Source organism: Helcococcus sueciensis DSM 17243 (genome assembly GCF_000423145.1).
In the GTDB taxonomy this organism is placed as follows: domain Bacteria; phylum Bacillota; class Clostridia; order Tissierellales; family Peptoniphilaceae; genus Helcococcus; species Helcococcus sueciensis.
On record NZ_AUHK01000017.1, the window covers coordinates 24458 to 45518 of the forward strand.

The 21061-nt window shown below is 29.5% G+C and carries 22 protein-coding genes and 2 pseudogenes; 3 read left to right on the forward strand and 21 right to left on the reverse strand.

The genetic code is table 11. The annotated features are described in order from the left end of the window. Positions 1–27: 27 nt before the first annotated feature. The 11 genes and pseudogenes from G534_RS0104850 to G534_RS0104900 all read right to left on the reverse strand — a co-directional run bounded on the left by G534_RS0104850 (position 28) and on the right by G534_RS0104900 (position 12183). Entirely contained in the window at positions 28–453 is a 426-nt protein-coding gene (locus G534_RS0104850; protein WP_027348122.1) for a GNAT family N-acetyltransferase, read from the reverse strand. Between the two features lie 41 nt (positions 454–494). Beyond that, the gene (locus G534_RS0104855; RefSeq protein ID WP_027348123.1) at positions 495–980 is read right to left on the reverse strand and encodes an NUDIX hydrolase; all 486 of its coding nucleotides are present in this window, start codon (positions 978–980) and stop codon (positions 495–497) included. A gap of 549 nt (positions 981–1529) precedes the next feature. After that, positions 1530–2135, reverse strand: coding sequence for a CadD family cadmium resistance transporter (locus G534_RS0104860; protein WP_027348124.1), 606 nt, complete (start codon positions 2133–2135; stop codon positions 1530–1532). A 1089-nt stretch (positions 2136–3224) separates the two neighbouring features. After that, complete coding sequence (locus G534_RS0104865; protein ID WP_027348125.1) at positions 3225–3680, reverse strand: hypothetical protein; 456 nt, start codon at positions 3678–3680, stop codon at positions 3225–3227. A gap of 628 nt (positions 3681–4308) precedes the next feature. Then, positions 4309–4936, reverse strand: a pseudogene (locus tag G534_RS07970) (KilA-N domain-containing protein). Between the two features lie 203 nt (positions 4937–5139). Beyond that, positions 5140–5604, reverse strand: coding sequence for an HIT family protein (locus tag G534_RS0104875; protein ID WP_027348126.1), 465 nt, complete (start codon positions 5602–5604; stop codon positions 5140–5142). A 277-nt stretch (positions 5605–5881) separates the two neighbouring features. After that, positions 5882–7636 carry a recombinase family protein gene (locus tag G534_RS0104880; RefSeq protein ID WP_027348127.1) on the reverse strand — a complete coding sequence of 585 codons (1755 nt, stop codon included), beginning with the start codon at positions 7634–7636 and terminating at the stop codon, positions 5882–5884. 55 nt (positions 7637–7691) lie between these two features. Continuing rightward, positions 7692–7829 carry a hypothetical protein gene (locus G534_RS08755; protein ID WP_169513548.1) on the reverse strand — a complete coding sequence of 46 codons (138 nt, stop codon included), beginning with the start codon at positions 7827–7829 and terminating at the stop codon, positions 7692–7694. 305 nt (positions 7830–8134) lie between these two features. Continuing rightward, a complete protein-coding gene (locus G534_RS0104890) occupies positions 8135–9871 on the reverse strand; it encodes an ABC transporter ATP-binding protein (RefSeq protein ID WP_027348128.1) in 1737 nt (578 codons plus the stop codon). Beyond that, entirely contained in the window at positions 9864–11582 is a 1719-nt protein-coding gene (locus G534_RS0104895; protein WP_027348129.1) for an ABC transporter ATP-binding protein, read from the reverse strand. Before G534_RS0104895 ends, G534_RS0104890 begins: the two co-directional genes overlap by 8 nt. A gap of 4 nt (positions 11583–11586) precedes the next feature. Next, positions 11587–12183 carry a TetR/AcrR family transcriptional regulator gene (locus tag G534_RS0104900; RefSeq protein WP_027348130.1) on the reverse strand — a complete coding sequence of 199 codons (597 nt, stop codon included), beginning with the start codon at positions 12181–12183 and terminating at the stop codon, positions 11587–11589. Between the two features lie 292 nt (positions 12184–12475). On the opposite strand from G534_RS0104900, the gene G534_RS0104905 reads away from it, so the two are divergent. Both G534_RS0104905 and G534_RS08550 read left to right on the forward strand, forming a co-directional pair. After that, entirely contained in the window at positions 12476–12817 is a 342-nt protein-coding gene (locus G534_RS0104905) for a plasmid mobilization protein (RefSeq protein ID WP_027348131.1), read from the forward strand. Between the two features lie 17 nt (positions 12818–12834). Beyond that, positions 12835–13741 (forward strand): annotated as a pseudogene (locus G534_RS08550) (relaxase/mobilization nuclease domain-containing protein). 18 nt (positions 13742–13759) lie between these two features. On the opposite strand, the gene G534_RS0104920 reads toward G534_RS08550, so the two are convergent. The 10 genes from G534_RS0104920 to trmB form a co-directional block, all read right to left on the reverse strand. Further along, positions 13760–14581, reverse strand: a complete 822-nt coding sequence (locus G534_RS0104920) for an abortive infection family protein (protein ID WP_027348132.1) — start codon at positions 14579–14581, stop codon at positions 13760–13762. Positions 14582–14589: 8 nt separating this feature from the next. Continuing rightward, positions 14590–15393, reverse strand: coding sequence for a hypothetical protein (locus G534_RS0104925; RefSeq protein ID WP_027348133.1), 804 nt, complete (start codon positions 15391–15393; stop codon positions 14590–14592). Then, positions 15383–15841, reverse strand: coding sequence for a hypothetical protein (locus G534_RS0104930; RefSeq protein WP_034596012.1), 459 nt, complete (start codon positions 15839–15841; stop codon positions 15383–15385). Before G534_RS0104930 ends, G534_RS0104925 begins: the two co-directional genes overlap by 11 nt. Before the next feature lie 76 nt (positions 15842–15917). Next, positions 15918–16136, reverse strand: a complete 219-nt coding sequence (locus tag G534_RS0104940; protein WP_027348135.1) for a helix-turn-helix domain-containing protein — start codon at positions 16134–16136, stop codon at positions 15918–15920. 145 nt (positions 16137–16281) lie between these two features. Then, the gene (locus G534_RS0104945) at positions 16282–16578 is read right to left on the reverse strand and encodes a hypothetical protein (protein ID WP_051177433.1); all 297 of its coding nucleotides are present in this window, start codon (positions 16576–16578) and stop codon (positions 16282–16284) included. Continuing rightward, the gene (locus G534_RS0104950; RefSeq protein WP_027348137.1) at positions 16568–17410 is read right to left on the reverse strand and encodes a nucleotidyl transferase AbiEii/AbiGii toxin family protein; all 843 of its coding nucleotides are present in this window, start codon (positions 17408–17410) and stop codon (positions 16568–16570) included. Before G534_RS0104950 ends, G534_RS0104945 begins: the two co-directional genes overlap by 11 nt. Beyond that, a complete protein-coding gene (locus G534_RS0104955) occupies positions 17407–17994 on the reverse strand; it encodes a type IV toxin-antitoxin system AbiEi family antitoxin domain-containing protein (protein ID WP_027348138.1) in 588 nt (195 codons plus the stop codon). The genes G534_RS0104950 and G534_RS0104955 overlap by 4 nt, the downstream gene beginning before the upstream one ends. A gap of 313 nt (positions 17995–18307) precedes the next feature. Beyond that, positions 18308–19660, reverse strand: coding sequence for a 23S rRNA (uracil(1939)-C(5))-methyltransferase RlmD (rlmD, locus tag G534_RS0104960; RefSeq protein ID WP_051177434.1), 1353 nt, complete (start codon positions 19658–19660; stop codon positions 18308–18310). Between the two features lies 1 nt (position 19661). Next, positions 19662–20009 (reverse strand): Spx/MgsR family RNA polymerase-binding regulatory protein, encoded by a 348-nt coding sequence (locus G534_RS0104965; protein WP_027348140.1) that lies wholly within the window; start codon positions 20007–20009, stop codon positions 19662–19664. 7 nt (positions 20010–20016) lie between these two features. Next, positions 20017–20703, reverse strand: a complete 687-nt coding sequence (gene trmB / locus G534_RS07985) for a tRNA (guanosine(46)-N7)-methyltransferase TrmB (RefSeq protein WP_051177435.1) — start codon at positions 20701–20703, stop codon at positions 20017–20019. A 111-nt stretch (positions 20704–20814) separates the two neighbouring features. Between trmB and G534_RS0104975 the strand changes: the two genes are divergently transcribed. Beyond that, positions 20815–21061: transposase (locus tag G534_RS0104975; RefSeq protein WP_027348141.1), on the forward strand; the 247-nt coding region annotated here is incomplete at its 3' end.

The following is a 21061-nucleotide window of genomic DNA, read 5'->3' on the forward strand; positions in this document are numbered from 1 at the left end:
TTAAAATAACGTATAAAAATGGAACTTCTAGCTTTTTACACCTTTAAAACTTTCATAAAATTGATTTGCATTTTCATTTGTGGCTCTTATTAATCTAATTTCATCAATATTATGTTCAACACAATCTCTGGTCATTTGATTAAATAATTGTTTTGCTATTCCGTTATTTCTATTCTCCGGTAATACATATAACCAATCAACATAACATATTCTATATCCATCTTGAAAACAAGAATAAAAATGATATTCTATTCTTCCGACAACTTTATCTTCATACATAGCCAATATTGAAGTACTTCTTTTTGTTAATTCATCATCTAATCTTTCATAAAGTTCTTCTTTATTTACATCTGATGAACACATAAGTTCTGGTTCCAATTTAATAGCCAATAATAAATAATCAAAATACTTATTAAAATTATCTTTGTTTAGCTTTGCAAAAGTATATTCCATAATTCGCCTCATCGATATCAATTGAACTTATATATTTATTTTTAATACCTTTCATCGGTAATGATATGACGAACTCCGATATGATTAGATTGAAGGTATTCTTTCATAAAAGAAGGATAGGCATTATATTTTTCAAGCTCATCAATTGTTATCCAGTGCATAGACTCTTTTACCCCACCCTTAGTAAGACTCTGGCTATTAAGATCCTTATTGCCCTTTGGTTTCATCATGTAATAAAAGGCAATCTCATGGCAATCGACGCCTATTAAATCAGAACTTCCAACAAAGAAATTCTCATGTATCACGGCAAGATGGTCTACCTCATATTCAACACCTGTTTCCTCAAAAACTTCCCTTTTTACAGCTTCTTCCGATGTTTCTCCTAAATGAACTCCTCCACCTATGGAGTAGTAATAATCATCAACGTCATTTCCCGCAAACAATACGCAATTATCTTCGACTATAATTGCTGCAGCCCTATATCTGAACCACTTATTTTCTTTTCTAAAACCACAATCATGCTCCACATTTATCTCCTTTAAAATCTAATTTATCTTATCTAATATCTCATTCTTCCCATTAATCTATTTGCTATTGTTTCATCTCACTTTGTTCGTGAAAGCAATGCAACTGCCTCCACGTGGATTGAGTGGTCAGTATGGATAAAATTTAATATTTTAAGTAATCGTCGTATATGAGAATATATTCATAAATATATTTATTATGTTTTAAATTATCTCTAAATTAAAATTTACTTATAATGTATAATTATTATTTGTATAAATAAAATACCATAAATATAGTATACAAGATTTATCGAAATTTATTTATTATTTTTGGTTTTGCTAACACATAGTCTTTTAAGTGTTCTTCAAATAAAACTTCTTTTTTCTTATCCAGTTTTTCTATTCGCATAATTTACATGCCATATAACAGGCAAGAAAATAACACTTATTTTCAACATTTTACACAATTCTTGCTTCTCATATTCCTTGGTACATATAAGAAAGTTTAAGTAAACAAAAAAGACCTACTAAAGATTTACTTTAATAGGTCTGAAATATAAAACTAGACTATTAACTTGTTATTAAGGATATTAAATAATTAATAGTTCCATTTTCAATCAATATATAGAGACCTAGTCCAATAAACACGACTGGTACAATTATTTTTTCGTACTTTTCTACAGTCTCTCCGATAGCAGATATTGAGGCGAGACTTTGAGATAATTTGCATAGAATCAAAATTCCTAACGCAAATATTACTAAACTTATACTAATCTCAATCAAACTCTTTCCTGTAAAATAAGGGATATAAATTCCTAAATTATCGCCCCCCATCGCCACTGTTAAGCTTGTAAATGATAAGATTTTTGATCCCTTTCCGGTAATTTTATCCTCAATGTCTTCTTCATCAATATCTTCATCCACAAAAATTGCTCTTATACCAAGACCTAGTGGAATTAGTCCAAGAAGCCCTATAATCCAATCTTGTGGAATAAAATTTAAAAAGTAAGCGGCAATAAGACTAACCAGTACAAGCAGTCCTGTACCTATATACTGTCCTGCATAAATTGATTTCAAGCCTTCCTTGCCTTGACTGGCGAATAAAATAGTCAAAACAACTAAGTAGTCAATTGATGTAGAGACAAAAACTAATAAAGCTGATACTATTGTTTCCATTATTTCTCCTTTCAAAATATTTAATTTTTATAGACAATCAAAATTGATTGCACACACATTGTGCCATGGCAGTTGCCAATGGAGACATTTGAAGAAATAATTTCACAATTTTCCCATCTTTCTTTTAAGTATTATTTAAACTCTACTTAAATTATCAAATTTTGTCAAGTATAATAATAGATATCCACTCGAACTACGAAGATTGTATATACATAAGATTAGATAGAACAAAAATTATTTAACTAATATTGAATCATCTCATTCACTATTTTAAAAGCTGCGTAGTCTTTTAATAAAAAATTAGTCAGATAATTATCTAGTTCAAACTTCATAAACTTGTTAATTTCAAGCTATTTCGAACCCTTAGACACCCATTCCCTTGGTCGTATCTTTCACCGAGTAGGGGACGCATTTGCTATTGTTTCACTTCACTTTGTTCGTGAAAGTAGGGTTAAGGCTTCCGCCGTCGAATCTTTCCAATCAAAGCTTAACTATAGACCCAATTCCCGTAGGGAATTATTGGTCGAAGTTATACATGCAACTCCCAAATCTATGATTTGGTGAGCATGTCGTATATTCGCTCGCATTTCTTTGGGAAAGCCTGGCATGAGACCTACCTCTGCTTCACATGATTAGTTTTGCTAATCACGTGATAGCAGGGTTAGGGCTTCAGTGGTCCGGACTTAACCGCTCAGCTACGGCTTCGCCTTGCTTTGCAGAGCCCTCTCACATGGACGTTGCTATATTGATTGTTGCGCGACTAGTCCCTTACAATCAATGCAACCGTCTCAACGTGCCTCGAGTCGACACTATGAATAAAATGTACATTTTTGCGTTTTGCAAACTTATCATAGATTTTTTTAGTGTTTCCTCGTATTAGCAAACATACCATGTGGGTCTATTGCCATAGTGTCATTTTTAGAAAAATATCGAGTTTTATATTTGTCTATATAATACAGTTTCATAAAATTTCTAACTTTATTTTGACATGAGAAAACCCCTCCATCCTTTTGTCCGGATTTTGGGGTTCACTTCAAACTTTTAGATTCTTTATTAAATAATATATATACTATCGTATTTTGATTAACATCAGAATTCTTCTAATGATGGGGGCAGTCCAGACCCAAAATACCAAGAAATTATAAAATTATAGTTTTTTATAAATTTAGTTTTTGAATCATTAGGAAATTTATTTTTATTTTCCTCCGTAATTATTCCCCAAATAAGCCAATGATTATCATCATTTTTTAAATACGCTATCATAGGACCAGGAAAATTAGAAGTAATTTTACCACTAGTTCTTAATATTTTATATCCTAAAAGCGTATTTTGTAATATACTACAATTTAATTCTCCCATATTATCAATGAAAAATATAATTGTTTTATTTTTCCCAATATCCTCCGAATAAATTACTTCATTAACTTCTTCATTAATACTTAAAATATATTTCTCAGGGGTATTTATTTTATGAAGTTTCCATAAAATAAATGCCACAAAAACTATTAATAATATTATAAATATTTTCTTTTCTTTTTTTGTCATTTTATTTTACCTTTTAAATTCTATCTTATGTTAATCTTTGCCATCTATACCGTTAAGCAATTTTCATAATTTTCGCAAGCAAAGCGAAGCGGAGATTATAGAAAATGCTTACCTACTTAGTGACACGACATACCAAAATATCTAAAGTGTTAAGCAATTTTCTTATTTCACATCGATTAGCTTTGCTAATCAAGTGATAGCAGGGTTAGGGCTTCACCGAGTAGGGGACGCATTTGATATTGTTTCACTTCACTTTGTTCGTGAAAGCAATGTTAGGGCTTCAGTGGTCCGGACTTAACCGCTCAGCTACGGCTTCGCCTTGCTTTGCGGAGTCCTCTCACATGGACGTTGCTATATTGATTGTTGCGGGACTAGTCCCTTACAATCAATGCAACCGTCTCAACATGGCTTGAGTTGACACTATGGATAAAAAGTCTATTTTTTCGTTTTCACAAACATATCATAGACTTTTTTAGTATTTTTGTCGTATTGGCAAACATATCATGGGGTTTTTGGTCATGGTATCGTATTAATAAACATGTCAATATATTCAATCTTTGAATTTAGAGCGATAAAACTAGTATAACTTTTTAATTTCGTTATAGCTAATTTTCTCTAAAGACATCAGCTACTTCCTTGCTAAATTTCTCAATTCTATCATTCTATTTTTTGACCCATTCCCTTTTCAATCAAAATTGCATTATAACTTTCCATATTAACTAATACCAATAATTCTTCCAAACTAGCATAATCTCTCATATTTCCTTTAAAATCAGGATTTTCTTCTCGCCACTCTTTAGCTCTTTTATTGAATAAAGACACATTAAGCATATCAGCCTCACTTGCATATTTAAAAGCCAACTGTGAATCAGTTAAGTCTTCCAAAAGATACTCCTTGATTGCATCTGTATGAATCTTATAATTTATTTTTGAGATCTCTCTATGTAAATTCCAATTGCATTGGTTGTTTCAATCCACTTTTTAGGTGTCATTGTAAATCTATTTAAACCTGCTTCACTTCTAAAAGTGTCGAATTGCACACGGTTAAAATTTGAATTATTTAGAAGTTCCCATAGGCCAATGAATTCTAAGGTATTTCTATTTATCATCCAGTTTTGAATTAAAAATCTAGGATCATCATCGTTTTTATACTTGGAAATATCAGTTAAAATAATATAATCATTTTTAAAGTCTTCGGTGTAGACTTCTATCGAAAATCCCTGAGCTTGAATAGTATCTTTTTTTATCTTTGACATTTTTTCCTCCATTATTATAAAACAATTTCTTACCTTTTATTTGAACTGTTTCAATTTCCAAAATAGTTGGAGCTGTCAATAATATTATATCATTTATAAAACATTTGTTCTTGGGAAATGCTTTTGACAATTCGATTTAATAAAATAAAAAATTGGCACCATTTATAAATCTAACTTAAAAATGATGCCAATACAAAATATAATTAGTTATTAAATATTTTATTAAGTTCAGCTTTTAGCTTCTCTTTTAATGCCATTAATTCAGTATCTGATGGACGATTCAAATCACTATACATTAATTCCATAGGATACCACCAAACTGGACCTTTTCCTTTATTACCATAGTTTTCTATATCTCCCGCTACCCTTGGAAACAAATGCCAGTGTAGATGTGAATCTCCATTACCAAGTAGTTCATAGTTAATTTTATCTGCATTAAAACTTTTATATACAGCCTCCCCTACTAATGACATTTCTTCTAAGAATTTCAATTTAAAATTTTTTTCTAATTCAAAAAGTTCTGTCTTATGTTGTTTACATAAAAAAATCGTATATCCCTTAAAATGTTGATTATCTCCTAACACAACATAACCGGTTTCTAATTCTTTTACGAAATATTGATTCTCATTATTATTAATCATTTCTATTCTTTCACATATTAAGCACATATTTTTCCCCCAAACAATTTCTAATTTGTCCTTGTCATCAATACCAGAGCCTCCGCCGTAGCTTTCACCAAGCAATGCTTAACTGTAGACCCAATTCCTGTAGGGAATTGTTGGTCGAAGTTATACATGCAGCTCCCAAATCTATGATTTGGTGAGCGTGTCGGATACCCACTCGCATTTCCTTGGGAAATCCTGGCATACCCATAGGGCACAAGTGAGACCTACCTCTGCTTCACATGATTAGCTTTGCTAATCACGTGATAGCAGGGTTAGGGCTTCAACATGCGTTGTCTTTTGCTTGGGTACATAATTTTTTATCCTCGTCATTCTTGTAGGAACACAATTTATTAATGTCATTGTCTTTGGCATTTTTTCTTTTATCTTTGAAATTATTAGAATCTTGACTATCTTTAACTCCTGTTTTGAAATAGAATGTTAAGTCATAAGGATGAACTTTTCCGTCTTTATCAATTCTTCCCGCCACGACTTTATCAACTATGCTTTCAAATACTGTTCTATTAATTTCCTCTATAATTTCTTTATTTTCTAAGACCTTTTTAAATTGCTTTAATCTTTCTTTAATAGAGTTTTCATCTTTGATAGTTAGCTCTAGTGTTTTCTTTTCATCAAGTAATTCTTCTTTTTGTTTTGTAAGTTTTTTATACTTTTTAGCATAAACTTCTTCGTCTATACTATCTTCTAAATGAAGATCAACTAACTTTCTTTCTTGACTAATGATTCTGTTTAATTGGTTTTCTAACTTTTTCAAATCTTTGACTAAAGTATTATCATTTATTTCTTCTTCTACAATTTTTAAAAAGTCATCTATTACTGTTGAATCTGCATGGCATAATTGCCTATAGCTTTCAACAAATGCTTTTTCTATTGCTGCTTCTTGTATTCCTTTTGAATGAGGACAATATTTTTTACCTTTTTTTGTTGACTTTACACATTGCCAGTTAATTTTTTTGTAAATTGAACTTGTGTGCCAAGTTCTTCTTGAAAGTATTTCTCCACAAAATCCACATTCCAGCATACTTGAAAAAGCGTATTGTCTTGATAGTTTCTCTCTTTTTCTATCCTTATTAGCAATGGTGTTTCTGTTTTGTGCTCTCCTGAGTCTAATCTCTTGTGCCTTTTCAAAATCTTCTCTTGATATAATTGGCTCGTGATGATTTTCAATATGATATTTATCAGATTCACCAAAGTTTGCTAGTCTTCTTTTTGTTATGGGATCAACTGTGAAGGTCTTTCCCATTAGTATATCGCCAATATACTTTTCATTTTTAATTACTCCTAACACTGTAGTGTCAGACCATTTTGTTTTACCTCTAGGAGTGAGATATCCTTGTTCTTCTAATTCCCTGCCAATGACTGAACCACCATTGCCCTCTAAATATCTTTTAAAAATATATCTGACAATTTTAGCTTCTTCTTCATTTATAGAGATGCTTTTTGTTATAGGGTCATAATCATATCCAAGGCAACCTTGAAAGCCAATAAGCTCCCCTTTTTCCATTTTCATTTTCAGTCCTTTTTTTACATGGGCTGAGGTATTTTCTACTTCTTGTTGAGCTACTGAACTTAATATTGTTAGTAATAGCTCTCCATCCATTGTCAAAGTATCTATATTCTCTTCTTCAAATACTACACCAACATTATTTTCCTTTAGAAGCCTTACATATTTCAAAGTATCTAATGTGTTTCTAGCAAATCTTGATATAGATTTAGTAATTATCATGTCTATATCTCCATTTTGACAATCACTAATTAGCCTCATGAAATCTACTCTTTTAGTAGCAGTTGTTCCTGTTGTTGCTTCATCTGCATATATACCAGCTAAAGTCCAGTTTTTATTATTTTTTATTAGATTTGTGTAATAATCAACTTGCGATTTATATGATTCAAGTTGGTCTTTACTATCTGTACTTACTCGACAATATGCTGCAACTCGTTTTAAATCTAAATGCAGTGCATTTCTATTTCTTGCTCCTGTATTTGAAGCTTTTATTACTTTTACTTTAGTATTCATTTTACCTCCTTCCCATTTTGTATCTTTCTACAGTGTTATTATATCACAAGATTAACTACTTTCTATCCATATTCTTATAATCATTTTCTAACCTGTTCTTAATTTTTCTATATTCCTTATCATTAATTAATTTAAGATCATAAAGTCTACATAACATAGCAACTCTCATACTATAAATGTTTATTGCTTGCATTTTAACCTCCTATGTAAGTTATTTTTTTACCTTGATAAGTGGATTAAATTTAAAAAATGCTAATCTCACATAATCAATTTCAAGAATATTCACACTTCAAAGTATTTTTATTTTTATAGAAAGATGACAAAATACCCCTTACTTTATAAAGTGAAATTTGCCCTCTTTGGTAACCAAAATTTTTATTTTTTATAGTATTTTTGAGTTTTAATGATTAATTTGAACATAAAAAGAGGACTTATGCTACTAGGCATAAATCCTCTAATCTAAATTTTCCTGCTCAAAGACTTTAATATTTCTTTCCATCAATTATTTAATTTCCATGATTCCGCTTTAGCTTTTGCATTGATAAGGTCAGAATAAAGTCCATTATTTTCAATCAATTTTTCATGATTTCCACATTCTACTATTTCTCCATCTTTTAAGACTAAAATCTGATCTGCATTTCTAATGGTTTTTAGTCTGTGGGCAATCATAATGACTGTTTTATTTTTTGTTAATGTTTCTATTGCTTCTTTAAGTTTATCTTCATTTTCTGGGTCAATATTTGCTGTCGCCTCATCAAAAATAATTATGTCTGCATCTTTTAGCATAGCTCTTGCAATGGAAATTCTTTGTTTTTCTCCACCTGAAAGACTTGCTCCACCTTCTCCGATGATAGTGTTATATCCTTCTGGTAAAGCTTCTATAAATTCATGACATCTTGCTTTTTTTGCAGCTTGAACTACTTCTTCATGGCTTGCATTTTGTTTTCCAAATTTTATATTATTTTCAATTGTATCTTCAAATAGGTATACATCCTGAAAGACCATTGAAATAGAATTCATTAAGTTTTCTATCTTATAGTCTTCTATATTTTTTCCACCAATTAAAATCTCGCCAGAATTTACATCCCAAAATCTTGCAATAAGATTACAAAATGTTGTCTTACCAGATCCAGATGGTCCAACAATAGCAGTCATAGTATTTTCTTTTATCTCTGCTGATACATTTTTTAAAATTGGTCTATCATCATAGGAAAATGATACATTTTTAAAGACTATGTTGTGATTTTTTATTGGCTCTGTAATACTTCCTTCTTTCATATCTTCCATATCATTTACATAAGAATAAGAATCTATTGCATTCTCAACCATTCTTAGCATTGCCATAGCAGATCCAGATGTAATAAGCCCGTCAAATATTACAAAACTTGCTATAAGTATCATAATAGTATTGACTATTTGACCATTTTCAACAAAATATAATCTTATTGAAATAAACAACATCAAACAAATTGTTATAGCTATTATGATTTTAGCTAATAAACTATATGGCATTATAGTTTTTTCTAAATCAAAAGAATATTCACTAGCACTATCAAAGCTCTTGTCAAGTTTTTTATTATTACTTCCTCGTAGATTATATGATTTTATAATTTGCATTCCTTGCAATGTTGATAAGACTTCTTTGGTAAGTGATACCTGAATCTCATGAATCTTATCTGCATTTTTACTTGACCTTTTTTGCATACGAGCAATGATCATTAAAAATACAATAGAACCAACTATTGCTACAATACCTACCTTATAAGAAAACAAAAATAAGGATAAGATAAAAACAATAGCATTAAGCATGCCACCGAAAACCATAATACACAAAGTTGGAACCCAAGTCTCTACATTATCTAAGTTAGTAGTCGCAATAGTTGTTAAATTTCCTAAACTTAAACTTGAGAAGAATCCCATGGGAACTTTTTTTATTTTTTCACCTAATTCAATTCTCTTGTGTCCAGCCATAAAATATCCAGCATGTGTTTGTTTGAGCATAGAGGAATTTTTTGAAATAATTACTCCGGCTATACTAATTAATAAAAATAAACTTGATATTCCTATTGTTTTAAAGCTTATATCCTTGTTTACTATCCCAAAAAACGCATAATAAATGGCTGCAAATTGTAGAGCATTAAAAATAGAACCGAAAAAATTAGCAAAGATTGATTTTTTTAGATACACTTGTTCTTCAATAGAAAAATTCCATATTTTTTTAAAAACACTAAGCATTTTCTTCTCCTTTCAAGGCAGTTTCCCAAAGATTGTGATAATCTTTTGATTCCTTCAAAAGATCTTCATGACTTCCTTTACATGCAAGTTCTCCATTTTTAATTACAAATATATTATCTACATCTGTTATTGTCTTTAAACGATGGGCAATTATAATTAGAGTTTTCCCTTTGACAAGTTCTGATATTGCATCTTGAATCAAGGCTTCATTTTCAGGATCGATATAAGAGGTCGCCTCATCTAAAATAACTATTGGAGCATTCTTTATCATAGCTCTTGCAATTGATATTCTTTGCCTTTCTCCTCCAGATAAATGTTTACCAGCTTCACCTACTCTTGTATCATATCCATCTGACAGCTTCATTATAAAATCATGGCAGGCTGATTTCTTACATACTTCAATTATTTCCTCATCACTAGCATTTTTATTTCCTATTCTGATGTTATCTTTAATTGACATATCAAAAAGAAAATTATCTTGTGCTACATAGGAAATGATAGTAGATAGCTTTTCAAGGGACATGTCTTTAATATTTACATTTCCTATACTTATAGAACCACTATCTACATCCCAAAATCCTGAAATTAGTTTTGCAATAGTCGACTTTCCCGAACCCGATTCACCTACTAAAGCATTCACAGATCCTTCTTCTATATTTATATTTATATTATTTAGGACTTGCTTATCTTTTTCATAAGAAAAATCTACGTTTTTTATCTCTATATTATAATTTTTTATATCCAAATTTTCATTTTTATGAGATAATTCTCTCGCAGAAAGTATATTTTTAATCTCTTCGAAAATAGTTGACATTCTTCCAATATCATCTTCAAAAGTCATTACTCTCATAATATTTTGGATAGTCCCAAAAGAAAGGATTATCAATGTTAAAAATACACCACCATCTAGTGAACCATTCATACAGAAATATAAACCAAATGGTATAATTGTCAAAATACCAACTGGAGCAATAGACATACTTATCGCATAGTCTCTTGTATTTTCTCCCATCCAATTATAATAGTAATTTGCCTTTTTATACACATTGTCCCTGTATTTTCTATAAGATTTTTCGCCTTGATTAAATGTTTTAATAACCTCTATTCCATTTATATATTCAACCACGGAATTATTCATATCTTGGCCAATTTTAACTGCTTGTGGAAACTTTACCTTCATTCTTTTCATGGGCCCTGCCATAAAAAATCCACCAATAACTAATGGAATTAAAGATATTAAACTTAGTCTATAATCTAAAATTAACATGTAAACAAATAATATTATAGGTCCGATTAAATTAGCTGTCATCTCAGGTATCATATGAGCCAATGTTGTTTCAGTATTATCGACTTGATTTACAATTATGTCTTTTAACTTACCAGTAGATTCATTCAATATATCTCCTAATGGCATATTAAATAATTTTTCCATAAGGCTTCTTCTTATATCTCGTATTATTTTATAGGCTGTTTTATGAGAAATCATTGTTGACAAAAACATAAACACTTCTTTGATTATAAGACATAAAAGTATAAAGAAAATTTTATTTATATAGTAATAAAAATCTTGGCTACCATCAATTAATGATATAATCATCTTACTTAGAATAATATATACAAAAAGATTTGAAATTACTCCAAGTATTGCAAACAATACAGAAATAAAATATGGTGCTTTATTTTTCTTAATGTAATTTTTTAATAGATCCATAAATTTAACTCCTTTCATCATCTTTTTTCATTACATTTGTAAAATAAGTCTCTACCATTTCAGTTAGATATATCTTATTTTTTGTAAAATTCTCACGTGCATTCAAAATTTCGCAAGCTATCAATCCAGAATTTATAATATTAATCATAAATTCAAATGTATCATCAGAAGGTAACTCGTTAAACAAAGTAGAAAACAATTCTTTAAATACTTGTATGGACTCTTTTTTTATTTTCATATATAGTTCTTTCAGATCATCATTTTCTTTTAACTCACATAAAAACATAACATAAAGCTTTACATAATCATTATCTGCAAGTATCTTGTCTATAATCATTCTTGAAAACAACTGTGGACTTAATATTAATCCTTCATCATAACTTGATTTTTGAATAATATCTTTTCTATTTAAATTACCTTCCATCATAATGTCGTATAAGATTTCATGCGTAGAACCATAATGATGATACAAGCCACCTCTAGAAAGCCCAGTAGCTTCCATAATGTCATTCATAACTGTATTTCTAAATCCCTTATCCAAAAAGACTTTAATAGCTGCTTGTCTAATCTGCTTTTTTCTTTCATCAGCTTCCATTTTCATTTCATAAATAACCTCCAAACCGACACTCTTGCCGGTATTATTGTATCAACTCTGATAATCATTGTCAATAGCTTCGCTTATACTTCTTTATTAATTTTTTTTAATGCGGTATAATTAATAAAACCTAATAAACGCTTAACGCTTATAACTTTAATAGCAAGCACAGTAAGTGAGTACCCACTTACGAAAAATTGATGAAGCAGAACCTTTATGGACTGCTTCTTTTTTTATCAATTTTACCTTGTTAGGGAGAACCCTAAGACCCCAATATTTTATAATAAGGAGATATACTATGGATAATAGAAAAAGAAAAAAGCAACTTAAAATATATTTAACAGATGAAGAGAAAAAATTTTTTGAAAAGAAAATGAAACTTGCTAATTGCAAAACTATGTCCCATTTTCTTAGAAAATGTGTATTAGAGAAAGAAATTTATGTAGTAGACCTAGAACCATTTAGAGATCTCCAATGGCTACTTTCAAATGCAACAAATAATATAAACCAGATTGCAAAAGCTACTAATACAACTGGTGTTATTTACAAGAATGAAATTGAATCTATGAATAAGCAGATAGAAAAGTTATCAAGAGAAATATGGCAGATCCATTCCCTACTTCTTAATAAATCAAAATGAAAGTTCTGGTGATTAGTATGGCAATTACAAAAATACATCCTATAAAATCAACTCTAAATTTGGCAATAGACTATATAACTAAGAGTGAAAAAACTGATGAAAAAATTTTAGTATCTTCATTTAAATGTCACCCATCTACTGCCCATATTCAATTTTTGAAAACTCGAGAAGATAATGATACTAAGGGTACAGTTTTGGCTAGACATTTAATCCAATCTTTTCTACCAGGAGAGGTTGATCCTATAAAAGCTCACGAAATTGGAATGGAATTATGTAAGAAAATTTTAAAAGAAGATTATGAATTTGTTCTTGCAACTCATATAGATAGAGGACATATTTAGCAATTAAAAATAAAGCTAATCCTACTAAAAAGCGTGTAGGAAATGTTATTGATATATCTACAAATTAAAAAGCACAATCTTCTAAAGGCTATGAAGTTTGGGCAAGAAAACATAATATCAAAACAATGGCTGACTCGATAATTAAGCTTAGAGAACAAGGAATTAACTCTATCACACAACTCGATGATCTAATCAAAAAATCTGCTGATGATAGACAAGACTTGTTAGATAAAATAAAGAAAATTGAAACTGAGATGAAGAGTTTATCCCAAGATATGGAAAATATAAATACTATAAATAAGTATCGTGAAATCTACAATAACATAAGAAAAATCCTGATGATAAACAATTTGCAGAAGAGTATTATAGTGAACTTTCCGTCTATAAAATAGCCGCTAAAGAAATTTTAGAAAACTATAAAAAGCTTCCAAATACAAAAGAAATATTAACCAAACTCGATAAATTGCAAGAAAAAAAGAACACCTTTATGCAAGAGTATTCTTTAAATAAAGAACAATTTTCTGACCTTGTTCAGTATAGGAAAAACTATGAAAATTATTATGGAAAAGAACTGGATAGGTAACATCTTCACTTCTTTCTCTTATAAATTTTTACTATTTTCGATTTCTCTAAAAGAATCCCAAAGATATCTAGTCAATGTTATGCTAGCACCTACAGAAAGTTCTGCATGCTTTTTACTCAAAGCTTTAAAATTCCTTTCTCTTCCATGTCCGCTTCCATAATGATTTCTAAGATCGTTAATTCCGGAAGCAAGTCCATTTAAACTCCCTGTAATTTGCTTTACTATTTTGTCTTCAGTTTCGTCAATTATCATGCTTTCATTTGGAATTTTTAAACACCTAAAGGTTTCTTTAACTAATTGTGTTAATTTTAAGTTATCTTTTTTATTCTCTCCTAAATTATTACAAATTTCCTTACAACAACTTTCAAGTAATTCCTTTGATTTCCCTATTGCTTCTGTGGGATTTCTATCCACCATTTCTAGCATTAAATCAATTTGAGAATTAATATATTCAGATGAGAATTTAATTTTCAAAACTTCTGCTTCTGACATAAGATTTGAGCTATTTGATAATTCTCGATTAATAATATCTTTACACTTAATGTATAGAGATTTGAATGAAGTTCCTCTATTATTTTTTTTATTTTCTTCTATCTCATCACTAAAATAAACAGAGTAAAACTCTAAAAGATCTTTATATAGTTTAGCAATTTTATAAGAATCACCCTCGTTTGTAAATTCTCTAAGTGACTTTCCTTTTGACAAATGATATTTTTCACATAATCTTATCCCTATACTTTGAAATGTAAACTCATCAAAATCATTCGTAGAAAAATCTAGAACATAGCCACCTCTATTAAATAATTCATCAAGATATCCTTTTTCTATATAACTAAGCATAGTTAAACCTACTTTATAATTCCTAGTAATGAACCTAATTTGTTTATACCTTCAATAAAATCTGGAAGTGTTGCTATGGAGCCGATCATAAATTTTAACGAATTAAAGCTCGTTTTTAATAGATTTTTATTAGGATTTGCTTTGACTACTTCTCCTTTTATCAACTCCATATTTCCCATTAAAATACTTCGTTTATCTTCGTCATCTATATTTTCCAATAGGATTTCCAATTTTGATATTTCTTCATCAATTTCATTCTTATTTAAGTAATTATTTTGTATTGCATCTATAGATGAATTATCACTAGCTAAATTTACCTGAACACCAGAACTATTTATGTTAATTTCATATTTATTATTGTCATCGTAACCCATATCAGTTGCTATATCTTTAATATATTCTTCAATCCCTGAAATAAATGGACAAACCATTCTATTCCCAAAGCTTTGTGCCATATCTTGATACTTGTTGCTATTAGCGTAAAACCACCCAAAGTTAATGGTGTTTAAATTATTTTCTAAAATGTATTTAAAAGTAGAGTATAAAAGATACAATCTTCTTCCAGTATTACTTCCCAAATCTAAACATTGTCTACCATAAGATGAATATACATTATTTATACTTTCCTCTAAATCACCTATATCATATTTGAAACTTTCAATATAATTTTTTATCAAAGATGTCTTATCTACATAATCTATAAATTCTCTTAGGAGGTCGATTTGTTCCCTATAATCTGCATTAATTACATCTGAACCTAATCCTCTAAATTTTCTACTGATTTTTCTTAGTTCTTTCTTATTAATCTCCATCTACAATCTCCCCACAAAAAGGACAATATCCACCCTCAAGTTTTTTTATGCTACTAATTTTTGCTTTTTTCTTGCAACACTCATAATATTTTTCTTCAAAATCTCCAGTTTTTCGTCCTATAGGTATCTCTGGCTGCTTTTTAATTTTCTCGGTTTTAATTCTAATTTCTGAGTTTTTGAAACTTTTTTTCATAGTGGCTGAAAATTCATTTAATATATCAGCTACTTTGTTCTCTATCATCCTCTCCGCTAGATTTATTGTTTCATCATCCAAATAGTCTTGGTGTTTTAAACCACAGTTCGGACACCAAATATCTAAATTTGTGTCATCTTCTATATCATCTACAAGAAGCATAAATCTCTCTCCACAAGATGGGCACTTTAATAAAACATAACCATCAGAATCCGCTGGAATACTTATTTCTAGCGTTTCAAAATCTTTCATCATTAACTACCTCTACTAATTAAATTTTAATAACTTTCTATTATCAAAAGCACATTCTAAATCATATTCAAGATTTATATTAAGATATATCTCTATCATTTCTCCTATATTCAATAATATCTCCAATATCACATTGAAAATACTCACAAATCTTCCCTAATGTTTCTAAACTTACATTTTCATCTTTTCCCATCTTGGCTATTGTCTTGGGAGTTGTTGCTATTGCACATTGTAAGTCTGTTTTTTTCATATTTTTATCTATTAATAACTTCCATAATTTATTATATGAAAATCCCATATCATTCTCCAATTCTATATTTTATCTTTCTAAAGGTATAGATTAACTACCTAATTATAGCATATAACACAGATTCATTTCAATTATATGATTCACTGCGTTAAACTGATTAAAAAAATAAGGGCAGTCCGAAGACTACCAATGTTCACCTCTCTGCACCTTTGCTGTGGTCTTTCTTATTTGATTTAGTTTTATCGTCTGTCTTAAAGCTTTTTATTTGCCCTAATATGGACTTTTTATCCTTGTCTTGACTCTTTACTTGTTCTTTTGCTTTTAAGAGCTTAGAAGACAAAATACGAACATTTTTATGTTCTTTCCCGTTGTTATCAATACTTGTTTTTTCTTGCCCAAATATTTTAACAAAATCTCCTTGTTTTAGGTTCTCTAGATCTTTTGTCTTGTCTATAATATTCCAGACAGTGTCTGGAATATTACATCTCATTAATTCTATTTGATAAAATTACAACTACACCAAGAACCTTATCAAACTTCAGATCTCCAATATACTTATTTTCACTGAGATATACATCCCACAAGGATCTTAGGTATGAATCTTCTTTTATGTCCTCGATTATTTCCTCAGAGTCTTGCATTATCTCATCACTTCCTCTTTTGTCGGAAGTTCTTTCTATTGCTTCTTTTAAAATTTTATAATCTATCTCATCTTTTTTCAGCTTGTAGAGGGTGTATAGGTCGTAAAAGTCTCTCATTCGTGTCGTTGCTATATTTCTTCTAATTATGGTTTCATATTTTTCTGCTAAAATTGTTTCTAATGGATATGCCATTATTTTTATAGCGTCTTTGCTAAAGATACATGGATAGGTGTATTCTATTTCCCTTGGTGTTATTGCATCTCCCGTTGTTAGATCAAGTTTCATTGGGTTTTTAGTTTTTCCAACATTTGCTATTAGTGAAATTCTAAAGTTTTCGTACTCATCTTCTTCTCTTATATAAGAGATGTCTTTTATTTCAAATCTTATTCCATCATCTACATTTATATTTATAATTTCTTCTACGATTTCTTTTATTTTTTCTTCTTTTAGGGGTATGCCTTTTATGGTTGTGTCCATATCCATAGTTGTTCTATTCTCAATTCCAATTAAGGAAGATATTAGGAATCCTCCCTTTATTACAAAATTACTTTTGTATTGTGATTTAGAAAGTCTTTCTAAAAATCTTTCAAAGAAATATATTTGCAGAACTTCTTGGGATTTCAAATTTTTCTTTTTTGCCAGACTTCTTATCTTGCCCTTTATACTCTCGATATTAATCACGATAATACCTCCATATATTTCCTAATTTCATCTTCTATCTTAAATAGTCTACTGTATTTTATGAGCCGTCTCAGATTTTTATTTGATGATTTAAAGTATCTTTTCATGGCTTCTGTAAAAATCTGCTTATCTATTTTTTCCCTATCGATTATGATGTCGCAAATTGTTCTTTCGATATCGTAAACTGGTATGAGATTGCCTTGTGGTGATTTTATTTCTATCTTTCCTAGTTCGTATAAATCTTTTTTTACATAGTGAACTTGTAGGTCTTCGTACCTCTTTTTGATATGGCTGGCATTATAGCCTTGAGGTACAGATATATGAAATACATTTGGAGTTCTGTCTGATAGGTCATGAAGGTATAGGGCTGTTTGATGGGAAAATATAATTCGATTACTATTTGATGATATTAAAACAAAATCGTCTATTACTTTTCCTTTTAATTGATATAGTCCTGGTCTTAATCTTTCTAGTTGTCCGATTTTTGTTAATTCTGATAAATTATGCCTAGTATATCCAAGTTCTTCTGCTTCTTTGTTGGTAATCACTACATTTTCTTGTATGTAATTTTTTAATGTATCCATAGTCCGCCTCCTCTCATTTATGCTTTTATTATATGTTATAAAAGCGAATATGTAAAGTTGCTTTTGAGTTTTCCATTTTTTGAAAAAGGATGTAACGAAACATTACTTCCTTTAATAAAAAAAGAGCAGCCTTTTAAGCTACTCTTGTAGAAAGTACAAAATGAGTTAATTATATTTTTTGTGTTTCCTCATACCAGTTGTAAAACTACTCTTACGTCCATGTAGTTTTTTTGAGTCTTTTTGACGTATCCTTCTTCATCTTTATCGAAGACAAAATGCTTATAAAACTGCTTAAAATGCAAGATTTCTAAATTTACATCTTTTGTATCAACGCTATAGCTTCAACGTGCGCAGTTTTAGGGAATTGGTCAAAAGCTTCTATCTTTTCGATTTTATATCCATACTCTCTGAATAGTTGTAAGTCTTCAACTTGAGTTACTGGATTACATGATATATAAATGATTTTGTTTGCTCCCATTTTTGCAATTTTGGATATAGCTTCTTGATGAATTCCAGCTCTTGGTGGGTCAACAACAACTATGTCTGGAGATTGTGTTAATGAATCTATTTCCTTTAATACATCATTTGCTCTAAATTCAACATTTGTGAGATTGTTGATTTCAGCATTTTCTTTAGCTTTTTGAACCGCTTCTTCAACTATTTCTACTCCTATAACATGTGAAGCTTTTTTTGCAAATATTTGAGAAATAGTTCCTGTTCCGCTATAAAGGTCAAATACTGTTTTACCTGAAATATTTCCAGCAAATTCTACTGCTCTATTGTAAAGTTTTTCTGCACCTTTTGGATTTGGTTGAAAGAATGAAAATGGACTAATATTGAATTTTAATCTATTTATTTCTTCTGTTAAATGGTCTTCTCCCCAAATATGATTTATTTTATCAGGAACTATTGCATCTGCAATGGAGTCTGAAATTGTGTGGAAAAATGAAATTATTCTACCATTTAGATTTAGTTCTAAAGCCTCTTTAATATATTTTTCTAATAAATTATCGGTGATTTCATCACTACTTTTTGTAACCAAGTTTAGCATAAATGCATTTTCATAAAATGAATATTTTATTACGAAGAATTTTAAAGATCCTTCTCCCTTAGTTTTATGATATTGTTTTAATCCTTGGTCTCTAAAAAACGTCTGTGTAAATTCTCTTATTATGTTGAAATCATCATTTACTATACTTCCACCGTCATAGTCAGCTATTTCATAAAATTTACCTAATTTATGCATACCTAAAACTAATGGTCCACCTAGATATGAATCTCCAAATGTGTATTCCATTTTATTTCTATATCCATTTATAACTGGAGAGGGATTCAATGGAATTTCTTTTTCCCAATGTAATTCTTCATAGACTTTATTTACCATCTTTTTTTTGAGTTCTAACTCTGTTTCATATTCTAAATTTTCAAATTTATTCCCACTCATTTCATCTGGATTTACTCCATTGTCAAGTGTTTCAAGCGGTGATTTTTTAGTTATTTCTATAAGTTTAGCTTTGTAGTAGTCTCCTTTTAACTTACCTGTACGAATGACTACTTCCTGACCTTCAACTCCACCTTTAAATCTATATAGTTTTCCATTTTCCCCTTTTGCAATGGAGTAATTTGGCATAGTGTTTTTTTCAATAATTACTTTTTCTATCCCCATACTATTTCTCTTCTAAATATTTTTTTACATCAGGACCTACAAATATTTTATCTCCATCAAAAAGTATTGGTCTTTTTACAAGCATTCCATTAGTTGATAAGAGTTCGTATTTTTCCTCTAAATCCATATCTTCAAGCTTATCTTTTAGATTATTTTCTCTATAAATAGTTCCTGAAGTATTGAAAAATCTTTTTATATCAAGACCTGATTTTTCATGCCAGTTCTTAAGCTCTTCTTTTGTTGGATTTTCAGTATCTATATTTCTATATTCATATTCTATATTTTTTTCTTGTAATATTTTTTCTACACCTTTACATGTTGTACATCTTTTATAACAAATAAGTTTCATAATTTACCTACCATTTATTTCCTTTATCAAATTGTTCTTTTATTTCTTCTCTTGAGTCGTCTACCAATTTAACATGGCAATAGTTTATTGGTATATTTTTTGATCTCCATTTTTCTTCATACTCAGTAATGATATTGTCCGGTTTTTCATCCATAGTTAAATCATAAGAATAATCCAAAATTTCATATCCCATTTCCTTAAAATATTCTAAAGAATCTATGAAAAATTCTCTGTCATCTGTTTTAAACTCTATTTCTCCACCTTTTTTTAAATAGTATTTATACATATTTAAAAATCTAGGATGCGTAAGTCTTCTTTTATGCTGTCTCTTTTTAGGCCATGGATTACAAAAATTGATATATATTTTAGATATTTCATCTTCTTCAAAATATTGAGGAGCATTTTGAGCAAGAGCTCTTACACCTCTTATATTCTTCATTTCACTATCTTTAAAATCTCTAGCTGCATATACAAATACATTTGAATCCATTTCAAGACAAATAAAATTTTTATTTGGTTCTCTTTTTGCCTTTTCTACAATAAAAGCACCATAACCACCACCTATTTCAAGCTCAATTTCATTGTCATTTCCAAATATTTCTTTCCATTTTCCTTTATTTTCTTTTGGGGATAAATATATTAATTCATTTTCTTCAAGCTCTGGTATCGCCCACTCTTTATATCTTAATCTCATATAATTCTCCTTATTTAGATATTATATCAGATTTAAATTTAGATAATATAAAAAGAAGGATAGAATTGACCTGAACCCCAAAATCCGGAATATGGATGGAGGGGTTTTTGTATGCCAAAATACACAAAAGAATTTAAAATAAAATTAGTTATGGAGTACTTGACAGGTGAGTCTGGAGGTTATGAAAATGTAGCTAAAAAATATGATATTCCATATTCAACTATGAGAAACTGGATAGATAAATATAAAACAGGAGGTTTTGATAAATTATCTAAAAAATCAAAAAATAATAGATTTACTAGTGAATTTAAGCTATCTGTAATACAATATAGGCAAATCAATAATACTACGCTTAGAG